Source organism: Nocardia sp. NPDC023733 (assembly GCF_040639775.1).
Taxonomy (GTDB): Bacteria; Actinomycetota; Actinomycetes; order Mycobacteriales; family Mycobacteriaceae; genus Nocardia; species Nocardia rosealba.
Genome location: NZ_JBFAAN010000002.1, coordinates 667,964 through 684,810 on the forward strand (window position 1 = coordinate 667,964; position 16,847 = coordinate 684,810).

Consider the following 16,847-nt stretch of genomic DNA (forward strand, 5'->3'; position numbering starts at 1 on the left):
CCGGTACCGGTACCGGCGGCTCGTCGACACGCGTGGATCAGTTGCCGGGGCGGCGCGGCTCGCGCCGATCATCCTGGCCTGCTCGCGTCATCCGCTGCGAGTCCTGCTCCTGCCGCTGCTCCTGCTGCTGGCGCGGCATCTGCTTGGGCATCTTTTTCGGCGTTTTCTTCGACTTCTCAGCCATCTCCACACGGTCCTTTCCGAGGGATGAATACTTCGCCTAATTCGGATGTCCGGCGTAATTCCGCCTTTTTCGAGGCGGGGTACGCCTGACTTGCTCAACGATAGGCATCGAGTGGTCGTGGCGGTAGAGTTGAACGATAAATAGCATTCCTACCAGCGGATATTCGGCGTGTCCCGGTATTTTCGGCAGTAACCGACGGCGAATTCGGGCGACATTGTTTCAACTCGGGAGCGGGAGGAATTCCACGAGGTCGCCGTCTTCGGCGGCTGGTCCCACGATGACCAGTCCGTCGCGGTCGACGAGTCCGCCCAGGTGGGCGGTGCGGATGTTCGGGTCACCGATCCAGCCGCCTTCGGGGGCGTAGCGCGCGGGCGTGATGCGGGTGACGGGGGCGGCGATTTCGGCGGCATTGTGCAGCGGGCCGAGAACGGTGCGTGGCGGCGCCGCCGCGGTGCGGGCCGCGACGATCGCCGGGGTGAGGGCGAGTAGTACGGCGATGGCGGCGAAGGGGTTACCGGGCAGGCCGAGAACCGTTGGGCCGTCGGACAATTCGGCTACGACGGTCGAACCACCCGGGCGCAGTGCGAGTCTCGGGACGACGATGCGGGCACCGGTGCGCGCCAGCGCGGTACGCAACTGGTCGGCGGCGCCGCCACCGGTCGCGCCGACCACGACCAGCAGATCGAGGCCGGTTGTGGCGGTGAGCATGTCGTCGAAACTGTGCGCGGTGTCGCGCAGGTGCACCCGGTCGACCACGCGTACACCGCAGCCGGTGAGCAGGTCCGGCAGGACGGGGCCGATCGAGTCGCGGGTCTGCCCGGCCTGCAGCGGGCCGGTGCTGCGGATCTCGTCACCGGTCATCACTATTCGAGCTCGGACGGGCCCACGGACCGAACCCGTTGTCACCTCCACCGAGGCGGCTGCCGAGCGCAGCGCCGCGGTCACCCGGGTGCCCGCCGGGGCGACCCGATCACCGACCCGCAGGTCCTCGCCGCTGCGCCGCACATCGCCCCGGATCGGTGTGTCGGGCCGCCGTGCCAGATCGTCGCCGGTGACCACGGCGAACTCGTCACGCAGCACGGAGGTGGTTCCGTCGGGCACGTGCGCACCGGTCGCGATCCGCACCGCCTCGCCGGGCAACAGCCCGAGTGGCCTTGCGCCACCGGCGAATCCGATATCGCGGCGCAGCCGCCACGGGCCGTCACCGCATACGGCGTAGCCGTCCATGGCCGAGACGTCGAAGCGCGGTAGCGCGCCCGCCGCGACCACCGGTTCGGCCAGGGCGGCGCCGGGTACGTCGGCGAAAGCGGCGTCGTAGGCGATCAACGGGGTGAGTGTGCCGGCGATCCGATTCCTGGCTTCGGTGAGGTCGAGGCGGGCGTCGTTGTCGACGGACTCGCGGGCCCGGCGCACCTCCTCCTCGGTGTCGCAGTCGGTGGTGCCCGGCAGTTCGACCAGTGCGGTCTCGGTGGGGATGATCGCCTTCATCGGCTGGTTCACCAGGGCGTCCAGATCTGCCAGCGCCGCCGTGAGCGCGGTGCGCCGCCACACGCCGACCAGGTACTGCGGGCGACCCGACGCATCGATGGCGAACACCGCTTCGGCGGTGGACTCGGCTGCGCGAAGCAATAATCCGCGCACGGTGTCGTGCGTCAGGAACGGCATGTCGGCGGCGAGCACAACGATCCACGGCGCCGACTCCGGCCCCAGCGCGGCCAGCCCGGTGCCGATGGCGGCCACCGGCCCCGACCCCGGCGGCACCTCGCGCACCTGCTTGATCCGCGCGTCGAGCTCGGGTCGCGGCGGACCGACCACAACCACCTCACGGCAATCGCGCACCGCCCCGAGCGCCGCCTCGAGCATCGACCGCCCACCGATCACGATCCCGGGCTTGTCGACCCCACCCATCCGGCTGGCCCGCCCGCCCGCCAGCACGATCGCATCGGCATCGGTCATGAGACCAGCGAAGTAGTCGACATGTCGGCCATGCTATCCGCGCCACCCCTCCGGTTCCGACCCGATCGTCAGAGGCGGGCGGTGCGCAGGTCGATGCGGCCGTCGGTGATGGGGACTCCTTCCTCGGCGAGGAGGCGGAGCTGGCGGGTGGCGAGGTGGGGGGAGGGGCGGCCGGAGGCGGGGACGACGCGGTGCCAGGGGAGATCGGAGGAGTCGGTGCGCATGATCCAGCCGACCGTGCGCGGCGAGGACAGGCCTACGGCGGCGGCGAGGTCGCCGTAGGTGGCGACGCGACCGGGTGGGATGGCGGCGACGAGGGCGCGCACCCGTTCCACCTGGTCGTCGGTCGTCGCGGGCACGGGTTACAGCACCGATGCGATGAGCGCGGCCGTTTCGGCGGGACGGGCCTGCGGGACCATGTGGTCGCAGTCCCAGTCGTGAGCGGTGAAATCGGCGAGCTCGGCGGCCAACGCACCACGGAATTCGGCCGTGACATACGGCGGTTGCACCTTGGCGGCCTGGACCAGCACCGTCGGCACGTCGGCGGGCGGCAGCACGAACGGGCGGGCCAGCTGCCCCCAGTACGAGGTGATCGCCGGCTGGAAGGTGCGCCACCGCACGCGGCCGCCCCCGGCGGGCACCAGGTGCTCGGCGAGCTCGCGCTCGAGCTCGGCCGGGTCGACCTCGTCGGGGCCCCACGCGCTCACCTGTTTGTCCGAGCGGGCTTCGTCGACATCGGTGTAATCGGGTGAGGCCAGGTCGGCGGCGGCCACCTGTTCCATCAGCTTCGGGTCGATCCCGATGGCCGGATCCAGCAGCACCAGCGAGCGCACGAGCTCGCGATGGGCGCGCGCCAGATAGATGCCGACCGCGCCACCGAACGAATGCCCGACCACGACGACCGGGCCGTCGGTCTCCGCTCGCACGAGTGCGGCCACATCGGCGGCGAGAGTATCGATATCCCACGGCGGCAGCGAGGTGGAACGACCGTGTCCGCGCAGGTCGGGCGCGATCACCCGGGCCTGCGGCAGATGCCGGGTGGCGAGGGTTTCCCATCGGTTGCCATGGCCGGTGAGGCCGTGCAGGGCGAGGACGACGGGACCGTCGGCGGGGCCGAAACGTTGCACATGAAGCGACGACACGACAGTCATTGTGGCCGGTCGCGCGCTGTCGCGCAGCGTGTCCCCCGATGGGGGTGGGCGGGCGTGTCGGTGGGGTCTGTTGCAATAGCCGATGTGGTGCGATCGGATAGCTCGGTGCGACTCGTGCGCCGGACGACGCGAGCGCCCCGGCCGCGAGCCTGGGGCGCGCCTGTTCGCGCGCTGTTCGCCGAACAAGCCCAACCCGCCCCGCCGCGCCCCGGTTGGCTGCCCTGGCAGGTGCTCGGCGGCCCCGGCACGGGCAAGACCTCGCTGCTGGTCGACCTGGTCGCGGCCCGCATCACCGACGGTGCCGACCCGTCCTCGGTCCTTGTCCTCACCCACACCAAACACGCCGCCGCGGCCCTGCGCGACGCCATCACCCACCGGCTCGGCCCGCACACCGGCATCCCCGGTGCCAGCCGCGAACCCATGGTGCGCACACTGCACTCCTACGCCTTCTCGGTGCTGCGCCGCCACGCCGAACGGCACGGCAACCCGCCGCCACGTCTGCTCACCGGTGCCGAACAAGACGCGGTCCTGCGCGAGATGCTGCGCGGCGACCTCGAGGACATCGAGCAGGGCGGGCGCGGACTGTGGCCACCGCGCCTGCAACCCGCGCTCGCTCTCGGCGGGTTCGCCGAACAACTGCGTGACCTGATGTTGCGCGCCACCGAACGCGGGATCGGCCCCGAGGACTTGATGAGGCTGGGCCGCGAGCACGACAACGACGCGTGGGTGGCGGCGGGCCGGTTCCTGCAACGCTACGAAGAGGCGTCGATGCTGCGCTGGTCGGTCGGTGTGGCCGCGCCGGAAGCCACCGCGCCCGCCCTCGACGCCGCCGAACTCGTCGGTGCAGCCCTCGACGCGCTCGCAGGCGACCGCAATCTCCTTGCGGCCGAACGTGATCGGATCCGCTACCTGCTCGTCGACGACGCCCAGCACCTGGATCCGCAAGCCGCGACCCTGGTGCGCGCGATCGGCAGCGGTAGCGCGAGCACTGTTGTCACCGGCGACCCCGACCAGGCCGTCTTCACCTTCCGTGGCGCCGACTCGCGGTTCCTCGTCGACCTCGACACGAGCCCCCAACGCCGAATCATCCTGCGCCACAACCATCGCAGCGGTGCGCCGATCCGCCTGGCCACCGCGCGCATCGCCGCCCGGCTGCCGGGTAGTGCGCGGCATCGGGTGCTGCCGGGGCAGGAGTCGCGCGCTGACCTGAACGAACCAGAAGCCGAGGTGGAATCGCGCGGTGGCGAGCCGGCAGCCGGACCGCCGCCGGACGACGAGACCAGCGTGCGGGTCCGGGTGTTGTCGACGCCCGCCAAGGAAGCCGCGCTGATCGCGGACCATCTGCGGCGGGCACATCTCACCGACGGCGTGCCGTGGTCGGACATGGCGGTGATCGTGCGATCGGTGCCGTTGTCGCTGGCGCCGTTGCGGCGGGCGCTGCTGGCCGCCGGGGTGCCGGTGCGCAGGCCCGCCGTGGCCGAACCGCTGGCGCGCAGGCGTGGCGCGGCGTGGATGGTGCTGGCGCTGCGGGTGCTGCTGGCCGGTGACCGGTCGCGGCCGGGGTCGCGACGGGCCATCGACTCGGTGTTCTCGCCCGAAGACGCCATGGATCTGCTGTCGGGGCCGCTCGGTGGGGCCGATCAGATCGCCCTGCGCAGGTTGCGCCGTGGCATCCGCCGCAGCGTGCTCGACCTCGAACGCACCGGCGCCCTGGCGGGTACACCGCCCGAGGCGGCGGATCAGTTCCTGCTGTGGGACGAACCGCCGCCACCACCGGAACTGCCCGAGCCCGAACCGGATCCGATCGACGACGAGTGGCTGCCCCCGCCGCCGGACCCCGACGACCCGCTGCGCCCGGAGCCCGAACCGGATTGGGATGTCGCCGAACGACTTCCCGACGACATCGACGTCCTAGACGCCGAAACCATGCCACCCGCGCTGGATGTCGTCGCCGCGCCGCCGCGCCCGGAACCGGCCGAGGTGCCGCTGATCGATCAGTCCTCGGCCGAGGTGCTGCGCGACCTCATCGTCGGTATCGGCGAGCCCCGTCTGCTCGACGGTCTCACCGAGGTGGAGGCGGCCCCGCTGCACCGGGTGCTGCGCGCCGTCGACAAGGCCAGGCAGGCCCGAGTACGTGACAAGGGCCTCGAGGACGTGCTCTGGACCCTGTGGACCAGTTCACGACTGGAGCGCCGCTGGTTCCGGCAGTCCCGTCGCGGCGGCGCGGCCGGTATGCAAGCCGACCGCGACCTCGACGCCGCCGTCGAATTGTTCGACGCCGCAGCGGCCTACGTCGACCGGCTGCCCAAGGCGGGCATCGAGGGTTTCGTGGAATATCTGCTGCACCAGCAGATTCCGCAGCAGGGCAGGCCGATGACCGCCGAAACAGAGGCCGTCACGCTGCTCAGCGCACACGCGGCAGCGGGCCGGGAATGGGACGTGGTCGCGGTCGCCGCCGTACAGGAAGGCATCTGGCCCAACCCGCGTGCGCGCGGCACGTTGCTGCACACCGAGGACCTGGTCGACCTGGTGGCCGGTGTCGACCCGGCGGCGAAGACGAACCGGGCGGCCCCGATTCTCGCCGAAGAACGCAGACTGCTGCTCGTCGCGTGCAGCCGGGCTCGGCGCTCGCTGCTGGTGACAGCTGTCGAATCCGTTGCGGGAGACCAGGATCTGGTGCCGTCTCGCTTTCTCACCGAGCTGCTCGGCGACGACGACACCGGCGAACCGGGCGCCCTGCCCGTCGCCGATCCCGGCCGCGCGCTGGTGATGCACGCGCTGGTCGCCGAATTGCGCGGTGTGGTCTGCGATCCCGGCGCCGACCCGCAGCGCCGCGACCGCGCGGCCCGGCAGCTGGCACGCCTGGCCGATGCCGGTGTACCGGGTACCGACCCCGACGACTGGTACGGCACCGCGGCGCTGAGCAGCGAGCGCGAACTGTGGGACGACGACGATTCGCCCATCGGCTTGTCCCCGTCGACCGTCGAACTGCTGCGCACCTGTCCGCTGCGCTGGGCGCTGGAACGTCACGGCGGCACCGACGGCGACAACCCGCACGCCGTGAAGGGCAACCTCGTGCACACCCTGGTGCAGGCACTCGCCGGAAACGTGCCGGAACACCAGGTGCGCGCCGCCCTCGACCAGGCGTGGAAGGCGATCGACCCGGCCACCGGCTGGCACTCCCGCCAGGAACTGCGCCGCACCGAGGCCATGCTCGAGACCTTCCTCGCCTGGGTGCGCACCACCCGTGGCGAACTCACTCAGGCCGGGGTCGAGGTGCCGGTGGACTGCGTGTTGCCGCCGCGCGCCGAAGGGGAACGGCCCGTGCGTATCCGGGGCCGGGTCGACCGGCTCGAACGCGACGCGCAGGGCCGCTTCGTGATCGTCGACGTGAAGACGGGCAAGACACCGATCAGCGCGAAGACCGTCGCCGACCACGCCCAGCTGGCCACCTACCAGGTCGCCGCCGCCCACGGCGCGCTCGACGAGGAGGACTCCGAACCCGGTGAGCCGGGCGGTGCGCGCCTGGTCTACGTCGCCAAACCCCACAACAAGACCGGGGCGACCGAACGCGCCCAGGACCCGCTCGACGCCGAGGGACTCGAGCAGTGGCGAACCACCATCCACGACGCCGCCGCGGCCACTCGCGGCCCCGGCTACCTCGCGGTGCGCAACGACGGGTGCAGGCACTGCCCGGTCGGCGGCAGTTGTCCCGTGCGTGACACCGGACGGCAGGTGACCGACGAGTGAGCGGCGTGCGCGTCACCCCGCAGCGGTTGGCCGACGCGCTCGGCCTGCCGCCGCCGACCGACGAACAGGCGGCTGTCATCGCGGCCCCGCCCGGTCCGACGCTGGTGGTCGCGGGCGCGGGTGCGGGTAAGACCGAGACGATGGCCGCGCGCGTGGTGTGGATGGTCGCCAATCAGCTCGTTGCCCCCGACGAGGTGCTCGGCCTCACCTTCACCCGAAAAGCCGCACAGCAGTTGACTTCTCGCATCCGTACCCGGCTCGCCCGCTTGGCTGGCGCACCGCTGGTGCGCGAGATCGATCCCAGCGGTGCGCTGCGCACTGTCATCGCGGGCGCCGAACCGGAGATCAGCACCTACCACTCGTACGCGGGCAGGCTGCTCACCGCGCACGGTCTGCTGCTGCCGGTGGAACCCTCGGCCGCGCTGCTCACCCAGACGCAGCTGTGGCAGCTCGCCCACGAGGTGGTCCGCTCCTGGGACGGCGACCTCGACACCGACCGCACCCCCGTCTCGGTCACCGAGGCGGTGCTCGCGCTGTCCGGGCAGCTCGCCGAGCACCTGGTGGAGCCGGAGGAACTCGCCGAAGCCCACGCCGAGCTGGAAAAACTCGTCTACACCCTGCCCGCCGGACCGCGTCAGCGCGGTGGCCCGAGCCAGAAGCTCCAGGACGTGGTCAACGCCCAACGCGAGCGCGTCGCCCTGCTGCCGCTGGTCCGTCAGCTCGCCGAGGCACTCGAGCGCCGAGGCGCTCTCGACTTCGGCTCGCAGATGTCCCTGGCTGCCCGCCTGGCCGTCGACCACCCGGAGGTAGCCGCCGCCGAGCGTGCCCGCTTCAAACTGGTCCTGCTCGACGAATACCAGGACACCGGCCACGCCCAACGCGTCCTCCTGTCGGCCCTGTTCGGCAATGCGAAAGCGGTAGAACACAATCGGCGCACCGAGCCGGTACGTGTGCGGGCATCGGCCACGCCCGACCATGCGACGCTGTGGTCGGACGACCCAGCCCACGGTGAAATCGGCCCCGACGGGCGCCGGGTAGCTGGCTCCAGTCGCCACGGTGATGGGGGTGGTGAGCGCCGCGATGGCGTCGCAGGCGAAGGTCGCCCTGGAGAGTCGGATGGTGAGGGTCGCCGTGGTGAGGCGGATGGTGAGGGTTACCGCGGTCAGGCCGATGGTGAGGGTCGCCATGGGGACGGGGGCGGTGGGCGGCGCGGTGGTGCCGGCGGTGGTGAGCGCTACGTTCGTGCAGATGGCGGCGGCGCCGATTCCTCGGACTCCGGCCTGCTGGGTGAAGACGGTACTGGCGGGTCGGGGTGCGGAAGTAGGGGTGGGGAAACAGGTTCCGGCGGGCTTGCGGTGACGGCGGTCGGTGATCCGATGCAATCGATCTACGGGTGGCGTGGTGCCTCGGCGGCGAACCTACCTCGGTTCGCGACGGATTTCCCTGTGCGCGAGGGTGTTCCGGCGCCGATCCTGCCGTTGCTCACCAGTTGGCGGAATCCGCCGGAAGCGCTGGCGCTGGCGAATCTCGTGGCCGACCCGTTGCGGTTGCGGGCGCGCGCGGCCGGAGGTGCGACTGTGGATGCTCTGCGTGCCAAACCGGACGCGCATGCGGGCTCCGTCGAACTGGCGCTCACGGAAACGGTTGCACAGGAACGTGACTGGATCGCCGAGCGGATCGCCCGCGAGTGGATCCAGGCGCGGGAAGAGGGAGAACCTCCGCCCACATCGGCGGTACTGATCCGGCGCAACGCCGATGCCGCACCGCTGGCCGAAGCCTTGCGCGAACAGGGTCTTCCGGTCGAAATCGTCGGTCTCGGTGGACTTTTGGCGACCCCCGAGGTGGCCGACATCGTCGCCACGCTGCGACTGATCGCCGAGCCCGGCACCGGAAGCGCGGCGGTGCGCATCCTCACCGGCGCGCGCTGGCGCATCGGTGTCGCCGACCTCGCTGCCCTGGCCAAGCGGGCGCGCATGCTGTCGATCGGCAGCCTGTCCGGCGATGCCTCCACCGCGATCACCGACGCGAGCGGCCTGGCATCGGCCCTGCGCGAGGTCGCCCCCGAACCGACCGAGCGGGCGGGACTTGCCGACGCCATCGCCGACCCCGGTCCGGCGGAGAACTATTCGGAGGCGGGTTACGCGCGCATCATCGCACTCGGTGAGGAATTGGCCGCCCTGCGCGAACGCAGTGGGCAACCACTGGTCGAACTCGTCGCCGATGTCGAGCGGACGATCGGCGTCGGTGTGGAAACCCAGACCCGCCGCGCCATCGCGGGCGGTGGCGCGGGCCGCGAGCACCTGGATGCTTTCGCCGAGGTGGTCGCGGGCTATGCCGCCGATTCGCGTGCCTCGCTCAGCGGCCTGCTCGCCTTCTTCACCGCCGCCGAATCCGTCGAAAACGGTTTGGAGCCGGGCGAAGTGGAGGCCGCCCGTGATCGCGTGCAGGTGCTCACGGTGCACGCGGCCAAGGGCCTCGAATGGGAGGTCGTCGCGGTGCCGCACGTGAGCGCCTCGGTGTTCCCCTCGACCACCGCACTGAGCACCTGGCTCGGCGCCCTCACCGAACTCCCCACCACCCTGCGCGGTGACCGTGCCCAGCCCGACGCCGCCGAAGGCGTCCCGGTCCTCGACCTGAGCGGCGTCGGTGACCGCGCCGAACTCGAACAGGCCATCGCCGAGCACCGCGACGCCCTCAAGAGCCGCCGCCTGGACGAAGAGCGCCGCCTGTTCTACGTCGCCCTCACCAGAACCGAACGGGTACTGCTGGTTTCGGCCTACTACTGGCCCGAAACCGGCACTTCGCAGAAGGGGCCGTCGGAGTTCCTGCTCGAACTCAAAGAGGCCAACGACGACCCCGACAGCCCCGCCTACGGTGTCGCGACCGTCGCCCGCTGGGACGACAAACCACCGGCCGACGCCGCCAACCCCTTCGCCGACAATCCGCCGACCGCCCTGTGGCCCCGCGACCCCCTCGGCGACCGCCGCGACCCCATCGAACAGGGCGCCACCCTCGTTCGCGAAGCCCTCGACCAGTTACGCAGCACGCCGACCGAATCCGCGCCCGAGGACGACGATCCCGAAGGCTGGGCCAACGACGTCGACGCCCTGCTCGCCGAGTTCACCGCCGCTGAACTCGCCGAACAGCAGGTGGAACTGCCCGGTCAGCTCCCCGCCACCGCACTGGTCGAACTGCGCGCCGACCCCACTCGCCTGGCCGCCCGCCTACGCCGCCCCCTGCCCTACCCACCGAACCCGATGGCCCGGCGCGGCACCGCTTTTCACGCCTGGGTGCAGTCCTGGTACAGCACCGACCAGTTGCTCGGCCTCGACGAATTGCCCGGCGCCGCCGACACGGCGGGCCGCGCCGATCAGGAACTCGCCACCATGCAGGCCGCCTTCCGTCGCTCCCCTTGGGCGCACCGCAACCCCATCGACGTGGAGGTGCCGTTCGAAACCAGCATCGCGGGCACAGTTGTCCGCGGCCGGATGGACGCCGTCTTCGCCGAACCCGGCGGCCGCTGGATCGTCGTCGACTGGAAGACCGGCGCCGAACCCGGCCCCGCCGACGAACCCGCCGTCGCCATGCAGCTCGCCGTGTACCGCCTGGCCTGGGCCCGCCTGATGGCCGCCCGCACCGGCGAATCCGAGGACGCGATCCTCCAACGAGTCGGCGCCGCTTTCCATTACGTGCGCTCCGGCCGCACCATCGCCCCCACCGACCTGGCAGGCCCGGACGAACTGGCCCGCCTCATCCACGACGCCGCCCCGGAAAACAAGGACACCGAACAGCAAGCCCCCCACTGAGCCGATACTCTTCCCGCGAAGCGGAAAACCACGACCGGTGGAGACGGTGTTCAGCGCCGAACCCGCGGCGCCAGCTAGTCTTCCTCGCGAAGCGAATACGACGGCCGGTGTCGGCGCGTCGCCGCCTCTGGACTGACCGAAGGGTGCGACGAAGGAGTGCCCGTAGGGAGGGAAGAGGCGGCGCTTAGCGCCGACACCCGCGGCGCCAGCCGCCAAAATTACAGGAGCGACGATGTTCGACAAGCGCCGCCCGCTCGGGCTGAGTAGCAGTCCCGACTACGCGCTGGTCGGTTTGTTGCGCATCCCGGTCGAGCAGATCAGTCCCTGGACCTCGCTCACCCGCCGCGTCCTTTTCGCGATCCTGCTGCTGTTCACCGCCGCGGGCGTGGTGTATCTCGGCCGCCACGGCTACCGCGACAACTCCGGTGACGAGTTGTCGTTCCTCGATGCGATGTACTACGCCACGGTGTCGCTGTCGACCACCGGGTACGGCGATATCGCCCCGATCACCCCGTCCGCGCGGCTGGTGAACATCATCGTCATCACACCCCTGCGTGTCCTGTTCCTGATCGTGCTGGTCGGCACCACTCTCAGCGTGCTCACCGAGCGGTCCCGGCAGGCGTTCAAGATTCAGCGATGGAGGCACACCGTGCGCAATCACACCGTTGTCGTCGGTTACGGCACCAAGGGACGCACCGCGATCGATGCCATGCTCGGCGACGGTGTGCAGGCTTCCGACATCGTCGTCGTCGATACCGATCCCATCGCGCTGGAGGCGGCGGCCGGTGCGGGTCTTGTCACCGTGCACGGTTCGGCGACCAAGTCCGATGTGCTGCGCCTGACCGGCGTGCAGCGGGCGTCGTCGGTGATCGTGGCGACCAACCGCGACGACACCGCGGTGCTGGTTACCCTCACCGCCCGCGAACTGAACAAGACCGCCAAGATCTGTGTCGCCATCCGCGAGGCCGAGAACACCCACCTCGTGCGCCAGTCCGGCGCCGACTCGGTGGTGGTGTCGTCGGAGACGGCGGGCCGGTTGCTGGGGATCGCCACGACCACCCCGACGGTCGTGGAGATGATGGAGGACCTGCTCACCCCCGAAGAGGGTTTCGCGGTGGCCGAGCGTGAGGTGGAGCCGAGCGAGGTCGGCGGGTCGCCGCGTCACCTGTCCGACATCGTGCTGGGCGTGGTGCGCGACGGTCAGCTGATCCGCGTCGGTGAGCCCGAGGTCGACGCGCTCGACGCGGGCGACAAGCTGCTCTACATCCGCAACGGCGGCAAATAGCGGCACCGGCTAGGCTCGGCGATGTGTCGTTCCGGCTGAAAGACGTTCCGCTGCTGTCGCGTTCCACCATCGATCGGGCCGAGCACGTGCGGGTCGATCCCGCCGCGCTGCGCGAGGGGTGGGGTAAGGCCCGGGTGCTGCGGGTGGATCCGCGCGGGCGGGTGCGGGTGGACGGCGGCACCATCGTTCTCGACGCGGCCACCGCGTTCGGTGATTTCCCCGAGGACCGGGCGGTGTTCCTCGGGGTCACCGAGGGCGCGCACCTGTGGGCGGTGCGGGAGCCGGAACTCGAGGGCACGCTGAAGGATCTGCGCACGCTCGGCGCGGTCGACGACTTCACCGCCGAACTGCTCTCCACGGCCTACGCCCTGCTGAACTGGCACGACCACGCCGGTTTCCACGGCGGTGACGGGACCTCGACCACCCTCGCGCGCGGTGGCTGGTCCCGGTTGACCGGCACCGGCGTCGAGGAGTTCCCCCGCATCGATCCCGCCGTGATCGTCCTGGTCCACGACGGCGCCGACCGTGTACTGCTCGCCCGCCAGCACAGCTGGCCGCCCGCGATGTTCTCGCTGCTCGCCGGCTTCGTCGAAGCGGGTGAGTCGCTGGAACGGTGCGTGGAACGCGAGGTCCGCGAGGAGGTCGGTGTCGACCTGCGCGAGATCCACTACCTGGGCAGCCAGCCGTGGCCGTTCCCGCGTTCGCTGATGGTCGGGTTCGCCGCCGTCGGCGATCCCGCGCAGGAACTCGCCTTCTCCGACGGTGAGATCGAAGAAGCGCACTGGTTCACCCGCGACGAGGTCCGTGCCGCGCTGAATCTCGGCGACTGGTCGACCCGCGACACCAACGCGCGCCTCCTCGTCCCCGGTTCCATCTCGATCGCCCGAACGATCATCGAATCCTGGACGGAGGTCTGAGTTCGAATTGACAGGTCGGGTGCGGTTTTCGACGTGCCCGGCCCTTTTTGTCTTGCGCACAGGTAGGTACTGGCTGTGTTTTTGGAGCGCTGGCGCGCTCGAGCGCGGCCCCTGGGGGGCCGCGAGTTAGCCGCCGTTGCTCGCGCTTCGCGCATGCGCAACGGCGGCTAACTCGCGGCCGGGCCGCTACGCCGCTTCGCGGCGGTCCCTCCTCGAGGTCGGGACGTACGGGGCCGGGAGTGCGGTTATGGCGGACTGAAAGTAGTGCCGGGTAGCTGGGAGTGCGGTGGCCACTGCACTCCAATGTGATCAGCTCTGAGCCGCCAAAGCCTGCTTGACCTGCGTCAACGTCGGATTCGTCGCAGTCGATCCATCCCGATACTTCACCGTCGGCACGACGTGGTTGCCGTTGTTGACGCTTCCCACGAAGTCGGCCGAGGCGGGATCCTCTTCGATGTCGATCACCGTGTAGGTGATGCCCGCCTCGTCGAGCTGGGTCTTGAGGCGGCGGCAGTAGCCGCACCAGGTGGTGGAGTACATCGTCAGGTCAGGGGTTGTTTCGCTCACGCGATGTGCAACGTCTCGACCGGCCCTGGTGTTCCGGCCGGGTTCTTGTCGGCGGGCGCTGTCATGATGGTGGCCGTGTCAGCACTCGATCTCGCCGCCCTCGACCCGGAACAGGCCGCCGCGGTGCGGGCACCGAGGGGACCGGTGTGTGTGCTCGCGGGCGCGGGTACCGGCAAGACCAGGACCATCACCCACCGCATCGCACACCTGATCGCGGGCGGTCACGTGAAAGCCGACCAGGTCCTGGCGGTGACCTTCACCGCGCGCGCCGCGGGGGAGATGCGCGGCAGGCTGCGGGCGATGGGCCTCGGCGGTGACGCCGGGCAGGTGCAGGCACGCACCTTCCACGCGGCGGCGCTGCGGCAGCTGCGGTACTTCTGGCCGCAGGTCGTCGGCGATGTGCCGTGGCGGTTGCTCGACAGCAAGTTCCCCGTGGTCGCACAGGCCGCCAACCGGGCGGGACTGGGCAGCTCGACCGAACTGATCCGCGACCTGCTCAGCGAGATCGAGTGGGCCAAGGCTTCGCTGATCGCCCCGGAGGACTATCCGGTGGCCGCCGCGAAATACCACCGTGACGCCCCGGTCGAGGTCACCCGGGTGGCCCAGGTCTACGCCGGGTACGAGTCGGCGAAAACCTCCGCCGACGGCCTGCTGCTCGACTTCGACGACCTGCTGCTGCACACCGCCGCCGCGCTCGAGGACTACCCGGCTGTCGCCGACGAATTCCGTGGCCGATACCGCAGTTTCGTCGTCGACGAGTACCAGGACGTCACGCCGCTGCAGCAGCGGGTGCTCGACGCCTGGCTCGGCGAGCGCGACGACCTCACCGTCGTCGGCGACGCCAACCAGACCATCTACTCCTTCACCGGCGCCACCCCCAACTACTTGCTCGACTTCTCCCGCCGCTTCCCCGACGCCACCGTCATCCGCCTCGAACGTGACTATCGCTCCACCCCGCAGGTGGTGTCGCTGGCCAACCGCGTGATCGGGGCCGCGCGCGGCCGCATCGCGGGCACCCGGCTCGCGCTCGTCGGCCAGCGCCCCGACGGTCCGGAACCCGAGTTCGCCGAGTACCCCGACGTACCTGCCGAGGCCGCGGCCGTCGCGGGCAAGATCAAGAAGCTGATCGCCGCGGGCACACCGGCGGCCGAGATCGCGGTGCTCTACCGGATCAACGCCCAGTCCGAACCGTTCGAACAGGCGCTCAACGAGCGCGGTATCCCGTTCCAGGTGCGCGGCGGTGAAGGGTTCTTCCAGCGCCAAGAGGTGCGCCAGGCCGTGCAGAAGCTGCGCCAGGCCGATACCCGCGACGACCTGCCCGACGAGGCGCGCAGCGGGGGTGGACTCATCACGCTGGTCCGCGCCGAGCTGGCCTCGGTCGGGCTCACCGCCGAGGAACCGGCCGGCGCCCAGGCCAAGGAACGCTGGTCCGCGCTGCTCGCACTGGTGCAGCTCACCGAGGAACTCGTCGGCCACGACCCGGAGATCGACCTCACCGGGCTGCTTCGCGAGCTCGCCACCCGCGCCGAGGCCAAACACCCGCCGACCGTCGAAGGCGTCACGCTGGCGTCGCTGCATGCGGCCAAGGGCCTGGAATGGGACGCGGTGTTCCTCGTCGGCGTCAGCGACGGCACGCTCCCGATCCAGCACGTGCTCGGCGACGACGGCAGCCCCTCCGACCAGGCGGGCCTGGAAGAGGAACGTCGGCTGCTCTACGTGGGCGTCACTCGCGCGCGTGAACACCTCGCGGTCTCGTGGTCGCTGGCCCGCGCCGAGGGCGGCCGACGGGTGCGCAGGCGTTCCCGGTTCCTCAACGGCCTCGTCCCCGACGACTCGCCCGCCTCGCGCATCGCCGCGACGGCCACGGGCCCCAAGGACGCCGACGGCAAACGCCCACTGTGCCGGGTCTGCGCGAAACCGCTGATCGGCACCTACGCCTCCATGCTCGGCCGCTGCAGGCGCTGCCCGGCCGAACTCGACGCCGAATTGCTCGCGGCCCTGCAGGAGTGGCGCACGGAGAAGGCCGAGGTGCTGCGCGTGCGCGACTTCGTGGTGTTCACCGACACCACCCTCACCGCCATCGCCGAACAGCTCCCCGCCGACGACAAGGGGCTGGCGGCGATCGCGGGCATCGGCCCGAAGAAGATCGAGCAGTACGGCGCCGATGTGCTCGCGATCGTCGCGTCGCGGATGCGGGCGAAGACACAAAACCCCAGGTAGAAAATAGGTTGTCCGGTTATCGATCTTTGCCTATGGTGGACAGCACGCACCGAGAGTGATCTCGGCGCGCGGAAACTATCAGCACACGAGTTCAGGAGGGAGGCAGTCAGATGAACAGCAACACCGCATTCGTCGCGATGGGCAATCGCGACCTGGTGAACGAATTCATGGTGTCCGCCTCCCGGGGGGTCCTCGCTCTGCAGGGGACCGGTCTGTCCGGCGTCGATACCAAAGCTGTCCCGATGACTGTCATGCATCAGCACAGCCCTATTCGTCTCCAGGACAAGCCCATTGTGGGTTGGCAGCCGACCGCCGTTCCGGCATCGGCAGACACCGTCGCCGATGAGGCCGGATATGCACCGGCAGTCTTCGGCGGCGCAACCCGCCTCCGCGTCCACCCAGCGACCGTGCTCAGGTCTCGACACAGATGTCGAACTAGGTAGGAATTCCTCCCTAGACCTCCTGGCCACGGATCGCGAGAAGCGAAATCCGTGGCCATTGTTTTCGGCTCCTCAGCCGCAGGCTCCGGGTTCGCACACCGAACACCACGACTGCAACGAGCTGAAGGAGAACGACGTGTTCACCGCCCAGGACTGGCCGACGGCCACTACTGACGTGACATGCCGAACCGTGGCGCAGACCCCTCGCGTCCGTGAGGTCACCACCAAGACCCTGCCCTGCCGGGCCGGAAACCCCGATCTGTGGTTCGCCGAGAGCCCCACCGATCTCGAGCAGGCCAAGCAGCTGTGCGCCTCCTGCCCGATCCGTAAGGGCTGCCTGACGGCGGCCATCGACCGCGGCGAGCCGTGGGGTGTCTGGGGCGGTGAGATCTTCGACCAGGGTGTCGTGATCGCCCGCAAGCGCCCGCGTGGTCGCCCGCGCAAGGTCGCGATCCCGGCATGAGCGGTCAGCGGCTGGAGGCGGCAGCGGAGTGTAACCACGCAGGCCGCCCGAGCATGCCGCATGAACACAGCATGCACCCCGGAAAAGGGTTGTACCGCAAGCGAACCG

General features: G+C 70.3%; 12 protein-coding genes. 7 read left to right on the top strand and 5 right to left on the bottom strand.

Annotated features, from left to right (window positions below; translation table 11 throughout):
* Nucleotides 1–37: 37 nt before the first annotated feature.
* From AB0F86_RS14535 to AB0F86_RS14550, 4 genes are all read right to left on the bottom strand, one after another.
* Nucleotides 38–184, bottom strand: a complete 147-nt coding sequence (locus AB0F86_RS14535; protein WP_181699610.1) for a hypothetical protein — start codon at nucleotides 182–184, stop codon at nucleotides 38–40.
* A 219-nt stretch (nucleotides 185–403) separates the two neighbouring features.
* Nucleotides 404–2,140 carry an NTP transferase domain-containing protein gene (locus tag AB0F86_RS14540; RefSeq protein WP_356985805.1) on the bottom strand — a complete coding sequence of 579 codons (1,737 nt, stop codon included), beginning with the start codon at nucleotides 2,138–2,140 and terminating at the stop codon, nucleotides 404–406.
* A gap of 68 nt (nucleotides 2,141–2,208) precedes the next feature.
* Nucleotides 2,209–2,499, bottom strand: coding sequence for an MGMT family protein (locus AB0F86_RS14545; RefSeq protein ID WP_356985806.1), 291 nt, complete (start codon nucleotides 2,497–2,499; stop codon nucleotides 2,209–2,211).
* Nucleotides 2,500–2,502: 3 nt separating this feature from the next.
* On the bottom strand, nucleotides 2,503–3,291 hold the full coding sequence (locus tag AB0F86_RS14550) for an alpha/beta hydrolase (RefSeq protein ID WP_356985807.1): 789 nt from the start codon (nucleotides 3,289–3,291) through the stop codon (nucleotides 2,503–2,505).
* A 114-nt stretch (nucleotides 3,292–3,405) separates the two neighbouring features.
* Here AB0F86_RS14550 and AB0F86_RS14555 point away from each other — a divergent pair, with 114 nt between their 5' ends.
* The 4 genes from AB0F86_RS14555 to nudC all read left to right on the top strand — a co-directional run bounded on the left by AB0F86_RS14555 (nucleotide 3,406) and on the right by nudC (nucleotide 13,049).
* Nucleotides 3,406–7,041, top strand: coding sequence for an ATP-dependent DNA helicase (locus tag AB0F86_RS14555; protein WP_356985819.1), 3,636 nt, complete (start codon nucleotides 3,406–3,408; stop codon nucleotides 7,039–7,041).
* Complete coding sequence (locus tag AB0F86_RS14560) at nucleotides 7,038–10,847, top strand: UvrD-helicase domain-containing protein (RefSeq protein ID WP_356985808.1); 3,810 nt, start codon at nucleotides 7,038–7,040, stop codon at nucleotides 10,845–10,847. Before AB0F86_RS14555 ends, AB0F86_RS14560 begins: the two co-directional genes overlap by 4 nt.
* Nucleotides 10,848–11,079: 232 nt before the next feature.
* The gene (locus AB0F86_RS14565; protein ID WP_067491584.1) at nucleotides 11,080–12,132 is read left to right on the top strand and encodes a potassium channel protein; all 1,053 of its coding nucleotides are present in this window, start codon (nucleotides 11,080–11,082) and stop codon (nucleotides 12,130–12,132) included.
* Between the two features lie 23 nt (nucleotides 12,133–12,155).
* Nucleotides 12,156–13,049: an NAD(+) diphosphatase gene (gene nudC / locus AB0F86_RS14570; RefSeq protein WP_356985809.1), complete on the top strand. Its 894-nt coding sequence runs from the start codon at nucleotides 12,156–12,158 to the stop codon at nucleotides 13,047–13,049.
* Between the two features lie 309 nt (nucleotides 13,050–13,358).
* Here the strand turns inward: nudC and AB0F86_RS14575 are convergent, their stop codons facing one another.
* Nucleotides 13,359–13,589, bottom strand: a complete 231-nt coding sequence (locus tag AB0F86_RS14575; RefSeq protein ID WP_356986663.1) for a mycoredoxin — start codon at nucleotides 13,587–13,589, stop codon at nucleotides 13,359–13,361.
* A 93-nt stretch (nucleotides 13,590–13,682) separates the two neighbouring features.
* Between AB0F86_RS14575 and AB0F86_RS14580 the strand changes: the two genes are divergently transcribed.
* The 3 genes from AB0F86_RS14580 to AB0F86_RS14590 all read left to right on the top strand — a co-directional run bounded on the left by AB0F86_RS14580 (nucleotide 13,683) and on the right by AB0F86_RS14590 (nucleotide 16,739).
* Nucleotides 13,683–15,836: an ATP-dependent DNA helicase UvrD2 gene (locus AB0F86_RS14580; protein ID WP_356986661.1), complete on the top strand. Its 2,154-nt coding sequence runs from the start codon at nucleotides 13,683–13,685 to the stop codon at nucleotides 15,834–15,836.
* A gap of 110 nt (nucleotides 15,837–15,946) precedes the next feature.
* Nucleotides 15,947–16,279 (top strand): hypothetical protein, encoded by a 333-nt coding sequence (locus AB0F86_RS14585; protein WP_356986646.1) that lies wholly within the window; start codon nucleotides 15,947–15,949, stop codon nucleotides 16,277–16,279.
* Nucleotides 16,280–16,412: 133 nt separating this feature from the next.
* On the top strand, nucleotides 16,413–16,739 hold the full coding sequence (locus AB0F86_RS14590) for a WhiB family transcriptional regulator (protein WP_279537537.1): 327 nt from the start codon (nucleotides 16,413–16,415) through the stop codon (nucleotides 16,737–16,739).
* Nucleotides 16,740–16,847: the final 108 nt, after the last annotated feature.